Origin of the sequence: Pseudomonas syringae pv. coryli str. NCPPB 4273 (genome assembly GCF_000972175.1) — a bacterium.
Classification (GTDB): domain Bacteria; phylum Pseudomonadota; class Gammaproteobacteria; order Pseudomonadales; family Pseudomonadaceae; genus Aquipseudomonas; species Aquipseudomonas syringae.
Genome location: NZ_AWQP01000025.1, coordinates 141,949 through 158,162, shown reverse-complemented (window position 1 = coordinate 158,162; position 16,214 = coordinate 141,949). Strand labels below are relative to the sequence as shown.

General features: G+C 59.8%; 20 protein-coding genes and 1 riboswitch. Of the genes, 11 read left to right on the top strand and 9 right to left on the bottom strand.

Annotated features, from left to right (window positions below; all coding sequences use genetic code 11):
- Positions 1-432: 432 nt before the first annotated feature.
- Together P406_RS13325 and P406_RS13320 are read left to right on the top strand one after the other, a co-directional pair.
- Positions 433-1,431, top strand: a complete 999-nt coding sequence (locus P406_RS13325; protein WP_003408670.1) for a methyltransferase — start codon at positions 433-435, stop codon at positions 1,429-1,431.
- A gap of 38 nt (positions 1,432-1,469) precedes the next feature.
- Positions 1,470-1,608: riboswitch (yybP-ykoY riboswitch) on the top strand.
- 69 nt (positions 1,609-1,677) lie between these two features.
- Positions 1,678-2,262, top strand: coding sequence for a TMEM165/GDT1 family protein (locus P406_RS13320; RefSeq protein ID WP_003415077.1), 585 nt, complete (start codon positions 1,678-1,680; stop codon positions 2,260-2,262).
- Positions 2,263-2,316: 54 nt separating this feature from the next.
- Here P406_RS13320 and P406_RS13315 read toward each other — a convergent pair whose 3' ends face one another.
- The 4 genes from P406_RS13315 to P406_RS13300 form a co-directional block, all read right to left on the bottom strand.
- Positions 2,317-3,135: a M48 family metallopeptidase gene (locus P406_RS13315; RefSeq protein ID WP_046236431.1), complete on the bottom strand. Its 819-nt coding sequence runs from the start codon at positions 3,133-3,135 to the stop codon at positions 2,317-2,319.
- 183 nt (positions 3,136-3,318) lie between these two features.
- The gene (locus P406_RS13310; RefSeq protein ID WP_046236430.1) at positions 3,319-3,948 is read right to left on the bottom strand and encodes an SOS response-associated peptidase; all 630 of its coding nucleotides are present in this window, start codon (positions 3,946-3,948) and stop codon (positions 3,319-3,321) included.
- Between the two features lie 28 nt (positions 3,949-3,976).
- On the bottom strand, positions 3,977-4,237 hold the full coding sequence (locus P406_RS13305; protein WP_003346143.1) for a putative signal transducing protein: 261 nt from the start codon (positions 4,235-4,237) through the stop codon (positions 3,977-3,979).
- On the bottom strand, positions 4,237-4,419 hold the full coding sequence (locus P406_RS13300; protein ID WP_003318204.1) for a CPXCG motif-containing cysteine-rich protein: 183 nt from the start codon (positions 4,417-4,419) through the stop codon (positions 4,237-4,239). The genes P406_RS13305 and P406_RS13300 overlap by 1 nt, the downstream gene beginning before the upstream one ends.
- A 103-nt stretch (positions 4,420-4,522) precedes the next feature.
- Here P406_RS13300 and P406_RS13295 point away from each other — a divergent pair, with 103 nt between their 5' ends.
- Together P406_RS13295 and P406_RS13290 are read left to right on the top strand one after the other, a co-directional pair.
- Complete coding sequence (locus tag P406_RS13295) at positions 4,523-5,689, top strand: 1-acyl-sn-glycerol-3-phosphate acyltransferase (RefSeq protein ID WP_082100796.1); 1,167 nt, start codon at positions 4,523-4,525, stop codon at positions 5,687-5,689.
- A gap of 296 nt (positions 5,690-5,985) precedes the next feature.
- Positions 5,986-6,192, top strand: a complete 207-nt coding sequence (locus P406_RS13290) for a hypothetical protein (RefSeq protein WP_003346138.1) — start codon at positions 5,986-5,988, stop codon at positions 6,190-6,192.
- Positions 6,193-6,267: 75 nt separating this feature from the next.
- Here P406_RS13290 and P406_RS13285 read toward each other — a convergent pair whose 3' ends face one another.
- Positions 6,268-6,849: a YajG family lipoprotein gene (locus tag P406_RS13285; RefSeq protein ID WP_003408667.1), complete on the bottom strand. Its 582-nt coding sequence runs from the start codon at positions 6,847-6,849 to the stop codon at positions 6,268-6,270.
- Between the two features lie 228 nt (positions 6,850-7,077).
- On the opposite strand from P406_RS13285, the gene P406_RS13280 reads away from it, so the two are divergent.
- The 3 genes from P406_RS13280 (at position 7,078) to mqo (ending at position 9,541) form a co-directional block, all read left to right on the top strand.
- Complete coding sequence (locus tag P406_RS13280) at positions 7,078-7,311, top strand: hypothetical protein (RefSeq protein WP_032697991.1); 234 nt, start codon at positions 7,078-7,080, stop codon at positions 7,309-7,311.
- A 182-nt stretch (positions 7,312-7,493) separates the two neighbouring features.
- Positions 7,494-7,670: a hypothetical protein gene (locus P406_RS28905; protein ID WP_154284861.1), complete on the top strand. Its 177-nt coding sequence runs from the start codon at positions 7,494-7,496 to the stop codon at positions 7,668-7,670.
- Between the two features lie 362 nt (positions 7,671-8,032).
- Positions 8,033-9,541 (top strand): malate dehydrogenase (quinone), encoded by a 1,509-nt coding sequence (mqo, locus tag P406_RS13275; RefSeq protein ID WP_046236428.1) that lies wholly within the window; start codon positions 8,033-8,035, stop codon positions 9,539-9,541.
- Positions 9,542-9,626: 85 nt separating this feature from the next.
- Here mqo and P406_RS13270 read toward each other — a convergent pair whose 3' ends face one another.
- Complete coding sequence (locus P406_RS13270; protein WP_046236427.1) at positions 9,627-10,523, bottom strand: homocysteine S-methyltransferase family protein; 897 nt, start codon at positions 10,521-10,523, stop codon at positions 9,627-9,629.
- 110 nt (positions 10,524-10,633) lie between these two features.
- Here P406_RS13270 and P406_RS13265 point away from each other — a divergent pair, with 110 nt between their 5' ends.
- Both P406_RS13265 and P406_RS13260 read left to right on the top strand, forming a co-directional pair.
- Positions 10,634-11,455 carry an ABC transporter substrate-binding protein gene (locus P406_RS13265; protein WP_003408664.1) on the top strand — a complete coding sequence of 274 codons (822 nt, stop codon included), beginning with the start codon at positions 10,634-10,636 and terminating at the stop codon, positions 11,453-11,455.
- Positions 11,452-12,285, top strand: a complete 834-nt coding sequence (locus P406_RS13260) for an amino acid ABC transporter permease (RefSeq protein ID WP_046236426.1) — start codon at positions 11,452-11,454, stop codon at positions 12,283-12,285. Before P406_RS13265 ends, P406_RS13260 begins: the two co-directional genes overlap by 4 nt.
- A 299-nt stretch (positions 12,286-12,584) precedes the next feature.
- On the opposite strand, the gene P406_RS13255 is transcribed toward P406_RS13260, so the two are convergent.
- The 3 genes from P406_RS13255 to P406_RS13245 form a co-directional block, all read right to left on the bottom strand.
- Positions 12,585-12,872 (bottom strand): PA4642 family protein, encoded by a 288-nt coding sequence (locus tag P406_RS13255; protein ID WP_004419120.1) that lies wholly within the window; start codon positions 12,870-12,872, stop codon positions 12,585-12,587.
- A gap of 66 nt (positions 12,873-12,938) precedes the next feature.
- Positions 12,939-13,442, bottom strand: coding sequence for a hypothetical protein (locus tag P406_RS13250; protein WP_046236425.1), 504 nt, complete (start codon positions 13,440-13,442; stop codon positions 12,939-12,941).
- A gap of 66 nt (positions 13,443-13,508) precedes the next feature.
- The gene (locus P406_RS13245; protein WP_003421702.1) at positions 13,509-14,066 is read right to left on the bottom strand and encodes a hypoxanthine-guanine phosphoribosyltransferase; all 558 of its coding nucleotides are present in this window, start codon (positions 14,064-14,066) and stop codon (positions 13,509-13,511) included.
- A gap of 207 nt (positions 14,067-14,273) precedes the next feature.
- Between P406_RS13245 and upp the strand changes: the two genes are divergently transcribed.
- On the top strand, positions 14,274-14,912 hold the full coding sequence (upp, locus tag P406_RS13240; RefSeq protein ID WP_003408662.1) for a uracil phosphoribosyltransferase: 639 nt from the start codon (positions 14,274-14,276) through the stop codon (positions 14,910-14,912).
- Positions 14,913-14,916: 4 nt separating this feature from the next.
- Positions 14,917-16,194, top strand: coding sequence for a uracil-xanthine permease family protein (locus P406_RS13235; RefSeq protein ID WP_029571743.1), 1,278 nt, complete (start codon positions 14,917-14,919; stop codon positions 16,192-16,194).
- The last annotated feature ends 20 nt before the right edge of the window (positions 16,195-16,214 follow it).

Here is a 16,214-nt window from a genome sequence, read left to right as displayed (position 1 = left end):
GACGCTCTGCGTCCTCTTGACGACGCAGAGCGTCGAGAACTGCATTCCCACGCGGAGCGTGAGGAACGATAACCACAACTATCGTGCGGCGCTCCGTGCCCTCTTCCGACGCAGAGCGTCGAGAACTGCATTCCCACGCGGAGCGTGAGGAACGATCATCGCAACTATCGTGCGGCGCTCCGCGTCCTCTGGCGACGCAGAGCGTCGAGAACTGCATTCCCACGCAGAGCGTGAGGAACGATCATCGCAACTATCGTGCGGCGCTCTGCGTCCTCTGGCGACGCAGAGCGTCGAGTACTGCATTCCCACGCTGGGGTGAGGAACGATCATCGCAACTATCGTGCGGCGCTCCGCGTCGCATGCCGTTCCGGACGCTCCGCGTCCTCCTGGCCCATATCCTGATAGACTGCGCGCTTTTTCAGGAGCCATTCCATGGACCCGCGCAGTGAAGTGTTACTCCGTCAGGCCGAGCTGTTTCAGGGCTCGCTGTTGTTGGTCGGGCTGCCCGCCGATGACCTGCTCGGAAAACTGCCGGATGCCCGTGGATGGTGCTGGCACGCCGGTGATCAGGCGGCTCTGGACACACGTTTTGAAGGGCGCGTGGATTTCGGTGTCGAAGCGCCACAGACTGACTTCGAAGCCGCTGTGCTGTTCCTGCCCAAGGCGCGTGACCTGACCGACTACCTGCTCAATGCACTGGCCTCGCGACTGGCCGGACGCGAGCTGTTTCTGGTCGGCGAGAAACGTGGCGGCATCGAAGCGGCTGCCAAGCAACTGAGCCCTTTCGGCCGCGCGCGCAAGCTGGACAGCGCCCGCCACTGCCAGCTGTGGCAAGTCACCGTCGAGCACGCACCGCAAGCCGTCAGCCTGGAAAGCCTCGCCAGGCCCTACCAGATCGAATTGCAGGACGGCCCGCTCACCGTCGTCAGCCTGCCCGGCGTGTTCAGCCATGGCCGCCTCGACCGTGGTTCAGCCCTGTTGCTGGAAAACATCGACAAGCTGCCCAGCGGCAACCTGCTCGACTTCGGTTGCGGCGCCGGAGTGCTGGGCGCGGCGATCAAGCGTCGTTACCCGCACAACGAAGTCATCATGCTCGATGTCGATGCCTTCGCCACCGCCAGTTCACGCCTGACCCTGGCCGCCAATGGCCTGCAAGCCCAGGTGCTGACCGGTGACGGCATCGACGCAGCACCGATGGGTTTGAACACCATTCTGAGCAATCCGCCGTTCCATGTCGGCGTTCATACCGATTACATGGCAACGGAAAACTTGCTGAGAAAAGCACGCCAACATCTCAAATCAGGCGGCGAACTGCGCCTGGTGGCGAATAACTTCCTGCGTTATCAGCCGCTGATCGAAGAGCACGTCGGCCAGTGCGAAGTCAGAGCGCAGGGCAACGGTTTCAAAATCTACAGCGCCAAACGCCCCTGAAATAAGCACTTGCCGAAACGTTTTCGCGGAGGCAGAATCCGCTCCGTCCTAGGGGAGTAGTCTCCCACGAGCGCCATGCTCGTCCGGCACGTATCAACATACTTGGTCCTCAGACCATGGTACGTGCGACCCGGAATCCGCTCAGACGGATCGGTGGTTTGACAAGACCTATGACACGAACACCTTACCCGGGGCGGGGAGGTCGTACGTGTCATAGCCGTGTCGGCCCGCCCCTTAGGAAACCTGATGCTGGAATCATTCTTAGTCCCTACCGCAGTGGTCGCGCTCGCCGAAATCGGTGACAAGACGCAGTTGCTCGCGCTCATTCTCGCTGCGCGCTTTCGCAAGCCATGGCCGATCATCGCCGGCATCGTCGCCGCAACGCTGGCCAACCATGCGGCAGCCGGCGCTGTAGGTGCCTGGTTCAGCAGTTATCTGTCAGACGCAGTGCTGCACTGGATCCTCGCCGCCAGCTTTACCGCCACGGCGCTGTGGACACTGGTTCCGGACAAGATGGACGACGACGAAGCCAGCACGGCACGCAAGTTCGGCCCGTTCATGACCACGCTGATCACGTTCTTCATCGCTGAAATCGGTGACAAGACGCAGATCGCCACGGTGATGCTGGCGGCGCAGTATTCCTACCTGTGGCTGGTCATTCTGGGCACCACGGTGGGCATGCTGCTGGCCAATGTGCCGGTGGTGCTGGCGGGCAATTTCGCCGCCGAGAAGCTGCCGCTGACCCTGATCCGCCGACTGGCTGCCTGCGCGTTCTTCGTGCTGGCGCTGGTGGCTGTTTACAAGGCAATGCAAGTCAGCGGCTGGGTGTGATGCTGACCCGTAGCGTTGCGAAAACCCTCGCAACGCTACGGGCGACTCATCCACTCAGGATTTAGCGGCTTTCTGGTACAGCGGCATGACTTTCGGTATCGCAGCCTGCAACGAAGCGATGCGACTTTCCGAGGCCGGGTGAGTGCTCATGAACTCAGGCTGCGAACCACCGGAGTTCTGGGTCATCTTCTGCCACAGGGTGATCGCCGCATTCGGGTTGTAACCGGCGCGTGCGGCCAGTTCCAGACCGAGCAGATCGGCTTCGTTCTCGTTACTGCGGCTGTTGGGCAGCGTCAGGCTGTAGTTGACCACGGTATCTGCCAACGCCAGGCTGTCCTGTCCCAATCCCAGCAAGGCACCTGCGCCCTGCTTGGCCATTGAAACACCGTATGCCTTGGACATCGCTTCACGCCCGTGCTCGCGCAAGGCATGGGCGATCTCGTGGCCCATGACCGCCGCGATTTCATCGTCGGTCAGTTTGAGGGTATCGATCAGGCCGCTGTAGACAATGATCTTGCCACCAGGACCACAGTTGGCGTTCAGCTCGTCGCTCTTGATCAGGTTGACTTCCCACTGCCACTGCGCCGAATCAGCCCGCAATTTGGGCGCCTGGGCAATCAGTCGATTGGCGATTGCATGAACCCGCTTGGCATTGGCGCTGGTGGTGTCGAGCACCCCTTTGCTGGTCGCTTCGCCAACGGTCTGCTGGTAGGACTGGGCGTACATTTTGTTGACTTCATCCGTGGAGAGCATGCTGAACATGTACTGTTTGCGCTCCACACCGACCGAGTCGCCACTCGTGGTATTGACTGCCTGACACCCGCCGAGCAGCAACGCAGCGCTCAAGGCACAGAAGGCAAATGAAGGACGCATGGTGTATCTCCTTGTGTATGAAACGGTCAGTCCCGGGGCAGACCTCTGCGCCAGATACCGGCCAACTGGCATCTTGGTCTTTGACAGGGGTGGATGGTTCCCGCAGGTATGTCCAGTTTGTATCAGATGTGCTTCAACGCGGATATCGGATTTGTCCGATTCGGTGTTTTTTGCCTTGCCCGACTACCTTAGCGGCGTAAGGCACTCGGGGGCATTCAGCTTCGGATCATTGACCAGATTGGCCAAAGGCCGCTCACGCAACGCCGTCTGTGGGGCAGCCAGCAACGCTTGCAGGGTCGGCAGCGGCGTGTCGGCGGCCAGCCAGTCTTTCTGGCCCTTGGCGTCCAGAATCAACGGCCGACGCTGGGTCGCAGCCGCCTGGGTGACCACCGCGACGCTCAGGTACGTATGCCCCTGCACCGGATAGGCTTCCCAGATCGCGGCGAAAAACAGTGCGGCGCCCTCCCCCGGCGTCAGCCAGAAAGGACGCTTGCGCACCGTGCCACGCCATTCGTAGAAGCCGTTGGCGGGGAGCAGACAACGGCGATGGGTGAAGGCATCGCGAAACATCGGCTGCTCGGCTACGGTTTCGGCGCGGGCGTGGGCAGGCGTTTTCGACAGGTCGGTGAGCCAGGCCGGCGTGAGGCCCCAGCGCGCGCGCACCAGTTCGATACCGTCAGCATTTTCGGCGGCACGCATGATCAACACCCAGTCGGCTGGCGAAATATTCCATTGCGCCTGCTGATCGGCAGGAAAACCGGGCAAGGCGGCAAAGGCAGGGGTCCAGCGAAACAGGGCGTAGCGTCCACACATGGGGGCTAATCAGACTCTTTTAAGGTGCTCAGCACACCAGTACATCGGGGAAGTCGTCCGGCTCATCGCCAGACAGGGGCGAAGCGCTATTGTACGCAGTGATCAACGCTCGTGCGCGGGCGACCTGCGCATCTTCGACCTTGAGAGCCAGAAGCCCCAGCCCCGGCAGCTCGCCCATCGCCCCGAGCAGATCGCGACCGGCCAGATGCGCGTTGACACCTTCACTGGCGAGCATCGCCAGCAGCAACTCGGCCTCCATCAGGTTCTCGGGCTCGTAGATCTTCTGCATCACTCGTTCTCGCTGCGAACGTCCAGATTCCAGTCTTCGCCGTCGGTCTGCAGGTCGAAAACGATCGGGCGGCAACAGACCGGACAGTCTTCAATGTACTGTTGATCGCCGCCGGAAAGGTCCAGTACGGCTTCGACAGGTTCGCCGCAATAAGGGCAGTCGTAACTCTGTAATTCCTGCATCACGGTCTCCGGGATCAGTTATGCGTATAATTGACCCATTCTTCAGAAGGCAGTTTTAACAAATCCGTCTTCTTTTTACCCTATTCGATTCAAACAAGAGAGCATGATGGGCGAATTTGATGCCATCCGACCTTACAACGATGCAGAAGTCCCCGCCGTCTTGGCACGTCTGCTGAGCGACAAAGCCTTTCTCGCCATTCTGACCCGATTCCGCTTTCCACGCCTGGCGGGCGCATTCGGCTGGCTGCTGCAGCCCACCCTGGCGCGCAAGCTGCGCCGCGAATTTGCCGGTATCGACTCGGTCGCCACGCTGCAGGACAAGGTTGAATATTACGTCGACCACACCATCGAACGCGCCACGGACGGGGTCACCTACACCGGCGTCGAACAGCTGAAGTCCGGTTGTGCCTACCTGTTTCTGGCCAACCATCGCGATATCGTCATGGACCCGGCGTTCGTCAACTACGCCGTGTACCACGCAGGCCTGCCCACCCCGCGCATCGCGATTGGCGACAACCTGCTGCAAAAGCCATTCGTCAGCGACCTGATGCGCCTCAACAAGAGCTTCATCGTGCACCGCTCGATCATCGGGCGGCGCGAGAAAATGGCGGCTTATCAATTGCTGTCGGCGTACATCAATCACTCGATCACCCAGGACTGCCAGTCGATCTGGATCGCTCAGGCCGAAGGCCGCGCCAAGGACGGTGACGACCGTACCGAGTCGGCGATCCTCAAGATGTTCCACATGAGCCGCAAGGATGAGCCGTTTGGCGACGTGATTCGTTCGCTGAACCTGATCCCGGTGTCGATCAGCTATGAGTATGATCCGTGCGACAGCGCCAAGGCCCGCGAGCTGTACATTCGTGCGACAACCGGCGTCTACACCAAGACGCCGGGCGAAGACGACGTGAGCATTGCCCTGGGGATCACCGGCTATAAAGGCCGTGTGCATGTGAACTTCGCACCGCCGATCACCGAGCATTTCGAGGACACCAAGCAACTGGCCATAGAAATGGATCGGCAGATTCTCGGCGGCTATCGGCTGTTCCCGGTGCATTACCTGGCGTACGCGCAATGGAACGATGCCGATCCGGCGCTTGAAGTGCCGAAGGCCGAAGCGCTGTTCCCGGCGGATGAACTCGAGCGCGCCAGGGAAGAGTGGGAAACCCGCCTGGCAGGCACGCCGATCGAGCACCGCCCTTACATGATTCAGCAATACGCGACCCCGGTACGCAACCAGTACCGCGTCAAGGCAGGGCTGGCGCTTTAAGACCTGGAACGTCTATCGTGCCCATGCTGAGTATGGGTACGCCGCTCCGGGCGCTCTTCGCCCGGTCTTGAGCGCTTCAGCGCCATGACGCAGAGCGTCACCCAGGGCTTTCCCACGCGGGAGCGTGAGGAAAGACAGGTATACGGGAGAGCACGTGTAATGCCCAGGCTGCGCGTGGTCATGCGCCCTCGAAACATCCTGCACGACAATTCTGTGCCGCTGTCACCCCAGCGTCATACTTCGCCTGCATTGTGTGGCTCCTCGAGAAACGGACTTCCCTCTCTTTGGAGCTTGTCATGCTGCATGCAAAAAATCAGGATCGCCTTTATCTCATCGCCCCAAGCGATGAGCAGCAGGAGTTGATCGATGGCCTGGCCTTCAATGTTCAGGACCGCCACTGGCTGGTCTACTGCGCACTGGGCGGGCATGTTCATCATGATCTGCCGGATCTGGATCAGGATACGGGCTTGAGTTTCCTCGACTTCTACCAGCAAGCAGCCTGATACCAAACCCGGAACAGCAAAAAGCCCGGCCCCTTCAACAGGGGCCGGGCTTTTTTTATCGCGATGGTTAGAGGCTTACTGCGACAGGGTCGAACCGATGGTCGGGTCCTGGAAGACGCGGGTCAGTGCGTCGCTCAACACGTCGCTCACCAGCTTGGTGTTGGTTTCCTGATTCGGCGCCATACCGAAACGCTGGTCCAGCGATGCGGCGTAACGACCACTGTAGGTACGGCCGTTATTGCGCACGTCAGCGCGGAACGTCGAGCTGATGGTGGCTTCAGTCACGTACAGACCTTCCTTCGGCGACTGGTACTTCAGGTCTGCCAGGGTCACGGTCAACTGCGGAGCGCTGCCGCCCTGGGTCGGCGTAAAGCCCAGCAGGCGCACGGCGGCTTCAGCCTGAGCCTGAAGCTTGGGAACGATGTCGGCACCGGTGACGCTGATCGAACTGGTTTCCGGGTACATGCCACCGCGCGTGCCCAGTGTCGGGCCAGGACGGCCGTCGACGACACGAACCACCACAGGCTGCCCACGCCCTACCGCCGCCAGCTGCGCATTGAGCTTGGGCGTGGGGCTGAGTTGTTGTGGGCTGTGGGCACAGCCCACCAGGGTCAAACTGCTTACAGCAAGCAAACCGAACAAAATGCGACGCAGCATGCTCATTTCTCCATGGGCCAGACACTGAATGTGCCGCAGTATAGCGGCCTGTCACAGCCGCTAACCAGAGGCCACTGACCGTTAAGCCTCGGACATTCGCCACGCATCGGGGTTCACGCCGCAACGCAGGGCGAGATTCATGCAGCACGGTGTAATCAGGGCGTCACATCCACACGGCAGACTCGCCTCCATCGCCCAGACGCTCATTAAAGTCACAGGAGCTGCGCCATGAATCTGTTCCGGTCTCTGTTCACTGCACGTCCCCAGCATCGCCACTACGCGCGTATCGATCAGGCAGGCGTCTGCCGTGCGTTCAAACACTGCGCACAACGTCCGGCCGGCGTGGAATGGGTCGAAGTGACCGAGCAACGGCTCAGTTGGTTGAATCAGCCACTGCCCGCCAGCGCACGCATGACGCAGCGTAGCGAACGCTCAACGCGCGGCCAGTTGCTCACCGCCTGACCGGGGAGCGAATAAAAGTCATTTAAAGCGATCAATTCCTGCCATTTCATCGCTATAATCTCCCCCCGATTATAAGGACGTCTCCTGATCGGGCCTCGCAGCACTGCTAATCGCCGTATTAGCGCCTTCGTAATGCCCACAGAGAGCCGCCCACACAGGTCATTTGCGCACGAGTGTGCTCGATGAAAGGTGAAGAATGCTCGAATCCTATCGAACCTTTCTTGCCGGTCAGCGCCTCACTCTTTATGCGCCTGACCTGCCAGCGCTGTCATCGCAGCCATTTCGAGGTTTGGTTCGCGTTCCCAAAAGGACGTGAAAAACGGGTTTCACTACTTCACAAGAGTGTGGCGAGCAAATGAATAGGTACGCGTTTGTAAATGCACCATCAGCGTCTGAACCGGCTCTCTTGAACAGGACTGACCGCGACTGTGCCTCCATGACCGGAGCCTGACGCCATCGACAGGCGCCCGTTGCACAAGGGGCTCCCTGACGATGGTCGAATGGCCTCGCAGGCCTGGAAATGCGTTCATGAAGTATTGATGAACCATGACCGGGCCTGACCGGGACCTGCGCTTTGGATGCGAAAAATTGCGAAGAATCGGTCAGGCGATCCTGGCCAGGCAAACGAGGGTAGACGCTTGATTCAGCCCACGAACACCTGGCAAACAGCCTCAGGATCGTATGCCGTCAATTTGGTGCTGCAGATTTTGGAGACGCGTTAATGGCGCATAACGAAGCAGTCGATGTAGTACTGGTCGGAGCGGGCATCATGAGTGCCACTCTGGCGGTATTGCTAAAAGAGCTCGACCCCGGCATCACGCTGGAAGTCGTTGAGCTGATGGATTCCGGTGCTGCGGAGAGTTCCAACCCGTGGAACAACGCCGGCACCGGCCACGCCGGTCTGTGCGAGCTGAACTACACGCCGCCTGCGGCTGATGGCTCCATCGACATCAAGAAAGCGGTGCACATCAACACCCAGTTCGAAGTCTCGAAACAGTTCTGGGCCTACCTGGCGCGCAAGGGCACCTTTGGTTCAGCTCGCTCATTCATCAACCCGGTTCCGCACCTGAGCTTCGTACAGGGCGAAAAAGGCGTCTCGTTCCTCAAGACCCGTTTTGAAGCCATGAGCAAGCATCACGCCTTCTCTTCGATGGAATACACCGAGGACAAGGCAACGCTGGCCGAGTGGATGCCATTGATGATGCCTGGTCGGCCTGCGGACGAAAAAATTGCTGCAACGCGGATGATGAACGGCACCGACGTCAACTTTGGTGCGCTGACCAACCAACTGCTCGGCCACCTGACCAGCGCCCCAGGGACGCAGATCAAGTACCGCAGCCGGGTGACCAATCTGACCCGCAACGGCGCCGGCTGGACCGTCAGCGTCAAGGACGTGAATAGCGGCGGCACGCGTGAGATAGATGCCAAATTCGTGTTCCTCGGTGCCGGTGGCGCAGCGTTGCCGCTGTTGCAGTTGTCGGGCATCGAAGAAAGCAAAGGCTTTGGCGGCTTCCCGGTCAGCGGCCAGTGGCTGCGTTGCGACAACCCGGAAGTGGTCAAGCATCACCAGGCCAAGGTGTACAGTCAGGCCGCCGTGGGTTCGCCGCCGATGTCGGTGCCACACCTGGACACCCGCGTGGTCGATGGCAAGAAATCCCTGCTGTTCGGACCTTATGCCGGTTTCACCACCAAGTTCCTGAAACACGGCTCGTACCTCGACCTGCCGCTGTCGGTCCGCGTGGCCAACATCAAACCGATGCTGGCGGTGGCGCGCGACAACATGGACCTGACCAAGTACCTGGTCAGCGAAGTGATGCAATCGATGGAGCAACGCCTGGAATCGCTGCGCCGCTTCTATCCGGAAGCGAAAGCCGAAGACTGGCGCCTCGAAATCGCCGGTCAGCGCGTGCAGATCATCAAGAAAGACGCGAAAAAAGGCGGCGTCCTGCAATTCGGCACCGAGCTGGTGTCTGCACAGGATGGCTCGCTGGCCGCACTGCTCGGCGCTTCGCCCGGCGCTTCGGTGACTGTGTCGATCATGCTTGAACTGATCGAGCGCTGCTTCCCGGAGAAAACCCGCACGGAATGGGCGACCAAGCTCGAAGAGATTTTCCCGGCCCGGGAGAAGATCCTCGAAACCGATGCGCCGCTCTACGAGCGTATCAGCGCGCAGAACGACGAGGCGCTGGAACTGGTCGAGAAAAGCAGCCAGGAACACAGCTTCGCCTGACCCGACTGCTGCTGTGCTGTCACAAAAAGCCCCGTGAGCCTTTACCAGCCACGGGGCTTTTTATTGCGTTTATTGCAGGTGCCGGTCAGAGGCTTCTGGACAGTACGGCAATGTGCTCCGGGCCAATCCCGCAGCAGCCGCCAATGTGCGTGGCGCCGCGCTTGACCCAGTCTGCCGCCCACTGCTGATAGCCCTGCGGGTCAAGGTCTTCGCGCAGCTCGTCCAGGCCGTCGTTGGCGGTGGCGTCCTTGGGTTGCGGCGGGAAGGCGTTGGCGTACGCGCCGATGGCAATGTCGACGTTCAGCGACGTGAACACCTCACGGGCCGCATCGATTGCGCCACCGATCACCTCTGGCTGGCTGCAGTTGAACAGCAGCGTGGCGACGCCCATTGCTGCGGCAGCCCTGGCTGCATCGGCGACCGGCTCGCCTGAGCGCAGACGCGGGACCTCGTCAGTGTCCTCATCCTGCAGGGTGAACGACAGCCAGAACGGTTTACCGTCATTGGGCAGCCCGGCGCGGATGGTCTGCGCTTCGAGAATGCAGCTCTGGGTTTCGGCCAGCCACAGGTCGACATACGGCGACAGCCCGGCAACCAGTGGTTTCAGAACATCAGTCGCCTGCTCCGGCTTGTACAGATCAGGGCGATAGGAACCGAACAGCGGCGGAATGGAGCCGGCCACCCGGGCGCGTCCGCCAGACGCATCGGCCGACTCGCGCGCCAGTTGCCCGGCCAGTGCTGCCAATGCCTGACCTTCGCGGGCAAAACGCTCTTCGCCAATATGAAACGGTACGACGGCGTAGCTGTTACTGGTAATGACCTGAGCACCACTTTCGATATAAGCGGCGTGTACCGCACTCACCGCTTCCGGTGCTTCACTCAATGCCAGCGCCGACCATTCAGGCTGGCGAAACGGGGCTCCGCGACGCTGCAGCTCACGGCCCATGCCTCCATCGAGAATTACAGTTGTGCCTTGCTTCATATGTGATCTGCTTATATGTATATGAAAAAAACTCATTATGAGTCAGTCTTGTATAACGTATTTAATACGGCCCTTTCATCAAACTACAAACACTTTTTCAGGGGATATCTGTGAACTATCGCGCTCTGCTGGGCATCGGCCTGGTCACTCTGGCAGCCTCCACGCAAGTTCTGGCCGGCGCCACGCTGGATCGCGTGCAGAAAAACAAAGAGCTGGTCAACGTTCTCATGGAAAGTTACCCGCCCTTCTCTTTCCTGAATGACAAGAATGAACTGGACGGCTTCGATGTCGACGTCGCCAAGGCCGTGGCGCAGAAACTGGGCGTCAAGCTGCGCCTCGAAACACCGTCCTGGGACGTGATCGCCGCGGGCCACTGGAGTGGTCGTTATGACATCTGCGTCTGCTCGATGACACCGAGCAAGGCCCGCGCCGAAGTGTTCAACTTCCCGGTCGAGTATTACGCCTCGCCTGCGGTGATCGTGGTCAACGCCACGGATGATCGTATCCATTCGGCCAAGGACCTGAGCGGCAAGAAGGTCGGTCTGACCAGCGCCTCCAGCTATGAAAGCTACCTGAACAAGAATCTGGTCATCGATGGCGCCGAAGACAAGCCACTGCAGTACCCGTTCGAAGACGTGCAGATCGCTCCGTACGACAACGACAACGTGGCCTTTCAAGACCTCGGGCTGGGTGCTGGCAAGCGGCTGGACGCGATTCTCACCAATCTGGTGACCGCAAAACCACGCCTGGATCAGGACAAGCGCTTCAAACTGGCGGGCGAGTCGCTGTATGAAGAACCCAACTCCGTGGCCATCGAAAAAGACGATCCGGAATGGGATGCCAAGGTTCGCCAAGTCTTTGCCGAACTGAAGAGCGATGGCACCCTGAGCAAGCTGTCGCAAAAGTGGATCGGTGCTGACATCAGCAAATGACTTCCTTTCAGCCCCAGCGCCCACCCGAGCAGGCCGAACAGAGCCTGCTCAAGCGAGTTTTCGGCTTCCGCACACGGCTTTACCTGACCTGGCTGGTCATGTTCGTCCTGTTCGCCGGTTTCTTCCTGAGCTTCGATCTGAAGCTGTCGATCATCCTCGACAAATTACCGAACCTGATCGGGCTGCATCTGGCACCCAACGGCTTTCTGCAGGGCGCGGCGCTGACATTATTCGTGTCGGTGTGCTCGATCGTGGTCTCGGTGGCGCTCGGCTTTGTCACGGCGCTCGCGCGGCTTTCCAGCAGCGCGGTGGCGTTCGGCATCGCCAGCTTCTACGCCTCGTTCTTTCGCGGCACGCCATTGTTGATTCAGATCCTGCTGATCTATCTCGGTCTGCCACAACTTGGCATCGTGCCCGGAGCCATCACGGCGGGAGTGATCGCGCTGTCGCTCAACTACGGGGCGTACCTGAGCGAGATTTTCCGTGCGGGCATCATCGGCGTCTCTGCCGGGCAACGTGAAGCCGCACTGGCATTGGCGCTGCGCCCGGCGCAGATCTTCTGGCGCGTTACCCTGCCCCAGGCCATGCGCACGATCATTCCGCCGACCACCAACCAGTTCATCTCCATGCTCAAGGACTCTTCACTGATTTCAGTGATGGGCGTCTGGGAAGTGATGTTTCTGTCCCAGTCTTACGGCCGCTCCAGCTATCGATACATCGAAATGCTGACCACCGCAGCGGTGCTGTACTGGATCATGTCGATCGGGCTGGAGTTGTTGCAGTCACGACTGGAGCGGCATTACGGCAAGGCGTATCAGGCGCGCAAATAACTGCAGCGTTCGTCCTCACGCTTTGCGCTCAGTGTTATACGCAAGTCTGTTTTTGATTCTGGCCGAAGGCCGTGGGAGCGAACTTGTTCGCGAAGGGGGTCGTATAATCGCCGAAAATGCATCGACTAAAACACCGTCTTCGCGAACAAGTTCGCTCCCACGCCCTCTGGGCAGAAGCTCGGAAGCCCGTTATTCCGGGCGCTCTAGGACGTGTGTATAACGACTGAGAGCTCCGCGTGGGAATGCAGTTCCGGACGCTCTGCGTCCAGCCCTGGCAATACGGAGCCTTGGCACGATAGTCAACCGCGGGCTTTTTCGATCAGTTCGATGTACTCATCAGCATTGCGCTGATCCTTGATCAGGGCGATGAAGTCGTTGCCGTGCTCGTCCTTGCCATCGAAGTCATGGCCCGCTTCCTTGAAGAACACCAGAAAGCGTTCGAAATCGTTGATGCGCAGCCCACGGTAGGCCTTGATCAGCTTGTGCAGCGACGGCGAGGTAGCATCATACGGCTCGAAGTTGAGGAACAGTTTGATCTGCTCATCGCCGATCTCATCGCCAATCAACTGCTTCTTATCTTTACGCATTACAGGCTCCAGCAGGTCGCAGACACTTTCACGGGCGGGCAGTTTACCCTCCGGCGAGCGCCGCGCTCAACGCGCACGTGCAGAGGTGGTGTGCAGATCAGCCCAGATGTGCCCGTTGGCATAACTGAGGAACTGACAATAGACCTTCTCGTTGCGCAGCAAGTCCACCAGCACGCGGTACTGGGACAGCGGGTAATAAAGCGTCAACGTGCTCGACGGCTCATCATAGGTCGGCTTTTTAAGGCTTTTGCTATCACCGCCGTCGAAGTGCACGAGCACCTGGGAGATGGACGCACCCTTGTTCAGCGACTTGCCCTTGAGGCGCAGCGACAAGGGCGAAGTGACCGGAATCGGCTGCTGACTCGACTGCCGCTGGTTACCGGCAACGATGGTGTATTCGGTGACACGCATCAACTGTTGCTGCTCGGGCACACCTTCACGCAGGCTCAGGTCGTCAGGCGGCAGGTATTGATCGTGCATGGGGCTGGCCGATACCGGCGCAGCAGGTGCGGCAACTGCCACACCAGACAACAGCACCAACGCCACGGCGCCGGGAATCAGTAGCTTCATTGAGGGTTTCCATATAATTGCCAATCGACGACCGCCTCTGTTCGCAGAAGCGGTCGTCAGAATGCCTTACATCCCTTTGACCGCATAGATACCGGCAGCATTACGCCAGTAACCTTTGTAATCCATACCGAAGCCGAAGATATAACGATCGATGCACGGCAGACCGACATAGTCGGCTTTCAGGTCCGGACGAGCCTTGCGGTCGTGGTCCTTGTCGATCAGCACGGCAGTGTGCACAGCGCGGGCACCGGCGTGTTTGCAGAAGTCGATGATGGCGCCCAGGGTGTGACCTTCATCGAGGATGTCGTCGATGATCAGCACGTCACGGTCCATGAACGAGACTTCCGGCTTGGCTTTCCAGAACAGATCGCCGCCGGTGGTTTCGTTGCGATAACGCGTTGCGTGCAGGTAGGACGCTTCCAGCGGGAAGTTCAGGTGGGTGAGCAGCTTGCCGGAGAAAATCAGGCCGCCATTCATGACACAGAACACAACCGGATTGCGCTCGGCCAGTTCGGCGTTGATCTGCGCGCCGACGCGGGCAATGGCCGCATCCACTTCGGACTCGGTGTACAAGCAGTCAGCTTCGCGCATGACTTGACGGATATGCTCGAGATCAGCGGACATGACGCTCTCCAGGTAAGGCAGTTTGAGAAAAGCGGGCAAAGGTACGCATCCGTTCAAGCCAGAGCAAGTGATTCTGGACTAACGTTGCGAGTGTCTTGCAAAAGCCGCGAACGTCGAAGCTTCGAGACGATACTGCACGCGCTTTAAGACAGTAACAGCTGAATAGATTAACCTAGACCGATTTTTGCCCCGCTGGAGCCTTTCCCCATGCCCATTCGTGAGATCCGTCACCCACTGATCCGCCACAAGCTCGGCCTTATGCGCCGTGCCGACATCAGCACCAAGAACTTCCGTGAGCTGGCTCAGGAAGTCGGCGCGCTGCTGACCTATGAAGCCACGGCCGACCTGACCCTGGAAAGTTACGACATTCAAGGCTGGGCCGGTACGGTGTCAGTCGAGAAGATCGCGGGCAAGAAAATCACCGTCGTGCCGATTCTGCGTGCCGGTATCGGCATGCTGGACGGCGTGCTCAGCCTGATCCCGGGTGCCAAGGTCAGCGCAGTCGGCGTGGCCCGCAACGAAGAAACCCTGCAGGCGCACACCTACCTGGAAAAACTGGTCCCGGAAATCGACGAGCGTCTGGCGATGATCATCGACCCGATGCTGGCCACCGGCAGCTCGATGGTCGCCACCATCGATCTGCTGAAGAAGGCTGGCTGCAAGGAAATCCGCGCCATGGTTCTGGTCGCTGCGCCCGAAGGCATCGCGGCCGTAGAGAAGGCGCACCCGGACGTGATGATCTACACCGCTTCCGTCGACGAGCGCCTGAACGAACACGGCTACATCATTCCGGGCCTGGGCGATGCCGGTGACAAGATTTTCGGCACCAAGCAGAAGGACGCGTAACCCGATGACGCAGCAGGAGTTCAACGATCCACTGTGGCGCACGATTCTATCCGGCGCGCAAATGCTCTTCGTGGCCTTTGGCGCGCTGGTCCTGATGCCGCTGATCACCGGGCTCGATCCGAACGTGGCACTGTTCACCGCAGGCCTGGGCACGCTGCTGTTCCAGATCGTCACCGGGCGTCAGGTGCCGGTCTTTCTGGCCTCGAGCTTTGCCTTCATCACCCCGATCATCCTCGCCAAGGGCCAGTTCGGCCTGGCCGCGACCATGGGCGGCGTCATGGCGGCAGGCTTCGTCTACACGTTTCTAGGTCTGGCCGTGAAGATCAAGGGCACCGGTTTCATCGACCGCCTGCTGCCTCCGGTGGTGATCGGGCCGGTCATCATCTCGATCGGTCTGGCCATGGCGCCGATTGCAGCCAACATGGCGATGGGCAAGTCTGGCGATGGCGCGCAGTTGATTCCTTATCAGACCGCCATGCTGATTTCGATGCCGGCCTTGCTGACCACGCTGATCGTGGCGGTGTTCGGCAAAGGCATTTTCCGTCTGGTGCCGATCATCTCCGGCGTGCTGGTGGGCTTCGCGCTGTCGTTCTACTTTGGTGTGGTCGATACCAAAAAAATCGCTGACGCCGCCTGGCTGGCCTTGCCGCACTTCACTGCACCGGAATTCAACTGGCAGGCGATTCTGTTCATTGTCCCGGTCGCTCTGGCCCCTGCCATCGAGCACATCGGCGGAGTAATTGCAGTCGGCAGCGTGACCGGACGCGACTACCTGAAAAAGCCGGGCCTGCATCGCACGCTGTTCGGCGACGGCATCGCCACCACTGCTGCCGGTCTGTTCGGCGGCCCGCCCAATACCACCTACGCCGAAGTGACGGGCGCGGTGATGCTGACCAAGAATTACAACCCGCAGATCATGATCTGGGCATCGTTCTTTGCCATCACGCTGGCGTTCATTGGCAAGTTCGGGGCGCTGCTGCAGAGCATTCCGGTGCCGGTAATGGGCGGCATTCTGTGCCTGCTGTTCGGTTCGATTGCAGCGGTGGGCATGAACACCCTGATCCGCCACAAGATCGACCTGGCCGAAGCGCGCAACCTGGTGATCGTCTCGGTCACTCTGGTGTTCGGGATCGGCGGCGTATTGATCGGCACCGGCAACGGCCCGAACGATTTCGGCCTGAAAGGCATTGCCCTCTGCGCCGTGACCGCCATCGCTCTGAACCTGATCCTGCCGGGCAATGACAGCTGGAAGAACAAGCAACTGGATGATCAGTTGCCTTGACGCGCCCTTGTGGGAGTGAG

What these genes read in the sequence shown, in the direction of transcription:
- P406_RS13315 (WP_046236431.1), bottom strand. Translation starts at nt 3,135, where the DNA reads ATGCGTCCTTCATTTGCCTTCTGTGCCTTGAGCGCTGCGTTGCTGCTC.
- P406_RS13245 (WP_003421702.1), bottom strand. Translation starts at nt 14,066, where the DNA reads ATGTCCGCTGATCTCGAGCATATCCGTCAAGTCATGCGCGAAGCTGAC.
- P406_RS13305 (WP_003346143.1), bottom strand. Translation starts at nt 4,237, where the DNA reads ATGCAGAAGATCTACGAGCCCGAGAACCTGATGGAGGCCGAGTTGCTG.
- P406_RS13235 (WP_029571743.1), top strand. Translation starts at nt 14,917, where the DNA reads ATGACGCAGCAGGAGTTCAACGATCCACTGTGGCGCACGATTCTATCC.
- P406_RS28905 (WP_154284861.1), top strand. Translation starts at nt 7,494, where the DNA reads ATGAAAGGTGAAGAATGCTCGAATCCTATCGAACCTTTCTTGCCGGTC.
- upp (WP_003408662.1), top strand. Translation starts at nt 14,274, where the DNA reads ATGCCCATTCGTGAGATCCGTCACCCACTGATCCGCCACAAGCTCGGC.
- P406_RS13325 (WP_003408670.1), top strand. Translation starts at nt 433, where the DNA reads ATGGACCCGCGCAGTGAAGTGTTACTCCGTCAGGCCGAGCTGTTTCAG.
- P406_RS13290 (WP_003346138.1), top strand. Translation starts at nt 5,986, where the DNA reads ATGCTGCATGCAAAAAATCAGGATCGCCTTTATCTCATCGCCCCAAGC.
- mqo (WP_046236428.1), top strand. Translation starts at nt 8,033, where the DNA reads ATGGCGCATAACGAAGCAGTCGATGTAGTACTGGTCGGAGCGGGCATC.
- P406_RS13270 (WP_046236427.1), bottom strand. Translation starts at nt 10,523, where the DNA reads ATGAAGCAAGGCACAACTGTAATTCTCGATGGAGGCATGGGCCGTGAG.
- P406_RS13285 (WP_003408667.1), bottom strand. Translation starts at nt 6,849, where the DNA reads ATGCTGCGTCGCATTTTGTTCGGTTTGCTTGCTGTAAGCAGTTTGACC.
- P406_RS13320 (WP_003415077.1), top strand. Translation starts at nt 1,678, where the DNA reads ATGCTGGAATCATTCTTAGTCCCTACCGCAGTGGTCGCGCTCGCCGAA.
- P406_RS13260 (WP_046236426.1), top strand. Translation starts at nt 11,452, where the DNA reads ATGACTTCCTTTCAGCCCCAGCGCCCACCCGAGCAGGCCGAACAGAGC.
- P406_RS13310 (WP_046236430.1), bottom strand. Translation starts at nt 3,948, where the DNA reads ATGTGTGGACGCTACGCCCTGTTTCGCTGGACCCCTGCCTTTGCCGCC.
- P406_RS13255 (WP_004419120.1), bottom strand. Translation starts at nt 12,872, where the DNA reads ATGCGTAAAGATAAGAAGCAGTTGATTGGCGATGAGATCGGCGATGAG.
- P406_RS13280 (WP_032697991.1), top strand. Translation starts at nt 7,078, where the DNA reads ATGAATCTGTTCCGGTCTCTGTTCACTGCACGTCCCCAGCATCGCCAC.
- P406_RS13295 (WP_082100796.1), top strand. Translation starts at nt 4,523, where the DNA reads ATGATGGGCGAATTTGATGCCATCCGACCTTACAACGATGCAGAAGTC.
- P406_RS13300 (WP_003318204.1), bottom strand. Translation starts at nt 4,419, where the DNA reads ATGCAGGAATTACAGAGTTACGACTGCCCTTATTGCGGCGAACCTGTC.
- P406_RS13250 (WP_046236425.1), bottom strand. Translation starts at nt 13,442, where the DNA reads ATGAAGCTACTGATTCCCGGCGCCGTGGCGTTGGTGCTGTTGTCTGGT.